Raw genomic sequence first — 1,966 nt, 5'->3', positions numbered from 1 at the left:
TTGTTGATTGCCAGCTGCGGGCCTGGCCGCTTGCCGGTCATGGCCGCCACCATGGCGTCTAACTGCCTGCGGTTGAGCTGCTCTATAGCCGCTTCAATGCTTGGCAGCTGCATCGCCTGGCGGTACAGCTCCAGCTTTGCCAGCTGGTCTTTGCTGTAGCCGATCTGCTCGATGGAAAGCTGCATGGGTCATTGCCGCTTGTGTTGTGCGGGTACCGCCAATTAGCAGGCGGCGCCGGCGCTGTGTTGGTGCGAAACATCGCCCAGGCCCAATGCCTGCAGCTCGTTATCCACCCGTCGCATGGTCATGTCGTAGACCAGCGTTGCTGGTTCAGTTTTCAGGCGCTGGGCCATTGCTTCCAACATGGCCCAGTCCTCTGGGCGGAATCGCACGGTCTTCTTGGCCGTGCGTGCGTGATCCGGGTTCTTGTATGCCATTTGCCAAGCCTCCCCGCCTACGGCGGTGTCGTGTACCATCCCCAGAAGGGACGTAATTTGGTGTTACGGCTGGATGATAGTTCAGAATTCCAAACAAAGCAACAATGAGTTCAAAAAAAGAAACTGAATCTGTTGAGGATTCCGGTCTAGTTCAAGGAATTGGTTCGAGATTACGAACTGAACTTGAGCGACTCAGCCTCAAGGCAGATTATTTTTCTGAAATTGGCAAGGGGTACGCCAAAGGCACGATCTATGCCTGGGCGAGAGGGGACAACTCGCCCCCTGCTGCATTTCTCTCCCATGCTGCCGATGCAGGGATGGATGTTCAATTCATCATCACCGGCAAGCGTGCATCGGAAAACCAAGATGTACTAGCGCCCAGTCGTCACGCCCTCACCGGCCCGGCTCCGACTCCTGCGCATTCAGAAGACACCCTATACATTCCACTTCTAAGTGCTACAGGCAGCATGGGCCCAGGCAGCGAAGCGCTCGCCGCCGATGTGGTGATGGGCGATGTTCCAGTGTCATTGGTTTGGGTGAAGAGGAATTTACCCCGCAGCCGCCCCGAGGCCTTGCGCCTGGTGCACGCCTATGGCGACAGCATGCGCGGCACCCTGGAAAGCGGTGACTTTGCCCTGGTGGATACCGATATTCACTCGGTCGATATCGATGGGGTTTATGTGCTGGAAGCGCACCAGCGCCTGTTCATCAAACGTGTGCGACAGCGGATGGATGGCAAATACGAAATTAGCAGCGACAACCCGGCAATCAAGCAGATCGACATTCTGAACGGCGGCCACGAGGTGCGGATCTGCGGCATGGTGGTGTACGGTTGGAACGGTCGCCGTTTTTGAGGGGTAGCGATGGGCGAAGCAAGAAGAAAGAGGCTTACAGGGCAACCCGGGGGTGATGGTGCTGCTCAGCTCCAAGTGAAGAAAGAATGGCCCACTTTTGTCATCATCAGGCACGGGGTAGCACCTATAAATGCAGATTACGTAAAGAATTTCTGCATGCAGGTCGATGCCAATTCATCTGCCGTTGAAGTCAAATGCGCACCCGTTAAGGGTGATCTAAAGGATTGCTTTCCGCTGGTTGAAAAACAGGTGCAGAACTCCGGTGGCAGCCTAGTCTTAGGCTGGGCCATATGGGAAATTGTTGGCCAAATGATTGAGGCAGAGCTTCACGCCGTGTGGCGGAGCGCAGAGGGAGATCTGATCGACATCTCTCCTCGTGAACGGCGCTTCAACTCCATAACCTTCTTGCCAGATACCAAAGGTCTTGATTTCTCGCGCCAGGTCGACAACATCAGACACCCGCTAACCGCAGACCCCCGAATTCACAAATTCATTGAGCTACACAGGCAGCGCTTTGCGCTTTTCAATGAAGGTGATCTTGCCGACAAAATGGGGGTTGTAGAACTCTCGCCTCAAGCGGCACGCGAGCTTTACCTCATCGAGAGAGAACTGGATAGCTTGCCTTTTCTTGCTGTTGAGTAGAGCCACCATGAGTGTTGATTTCCATGCAAACCT

The 1,966-nt window shown here is 54.9% G+C and carries 4 protein-coding genes; 2 read left to right on the top strand and 2 right to left on the bottom strand.

Annotated features, from left to right (window positions below; genetic code table 11):
* Positions 1–185, bottom strand: a 185-nt coding sequence (locus H928_RS0100695; protein WP_027010373.1) for a hypothetical protein, incomplete at its 3' end; no start/stop codon positions are given.
* Between the two features lie 36 nt (positions 186–221).
* Positions 222–437, bottom strand: a complete 216-nt coding sequence (locus H928_RS0100690; RefSeq protein WP_148292985.1) for a hypothetical protein — start codon at positions 435–437, stop codon at positions 222–224.
* A 104-nt stretch (positions 438–541) separates the two neighbouring features.
* On the opposite strand from H928_RS0100690, the gene H928_RS0100685 reads away from it, so the two are divergent.
* Positions 542–1,291, top strand: a complete 750-nt coding sequence (locus H928_RS0100685; RefSeq protein WP_021024749.1) for a S24 family peptidase — start codon at positions 542–544, stop codon at positions 1,289–1,291.
* A 9-nt stretch (positions 1,292–1,300) separates the two neighbouring features.
* Entirely contained in the window at positions 1,301–1,933 is a 633-nt protein-coding gene (locus H928_RS29940; protein ID WP_148292984.1) for a hypothetical protein, read from the top strand.
* Positions 1,934–1,966 lie beyond the last annotated feature (33 nt).

It is taken from the genome of Comamonas sp. B-9 (assembly GCF_000410635.1).
Classification (GTDB): Bacteria; Pseudomonadota; Gammaproteobacteria; order Burkholderiales; family Burkholderiaceae_C; genus Comamonas.
This window is presented reverse-complemented; position numbering and strand designations above follow the sequence as displayed.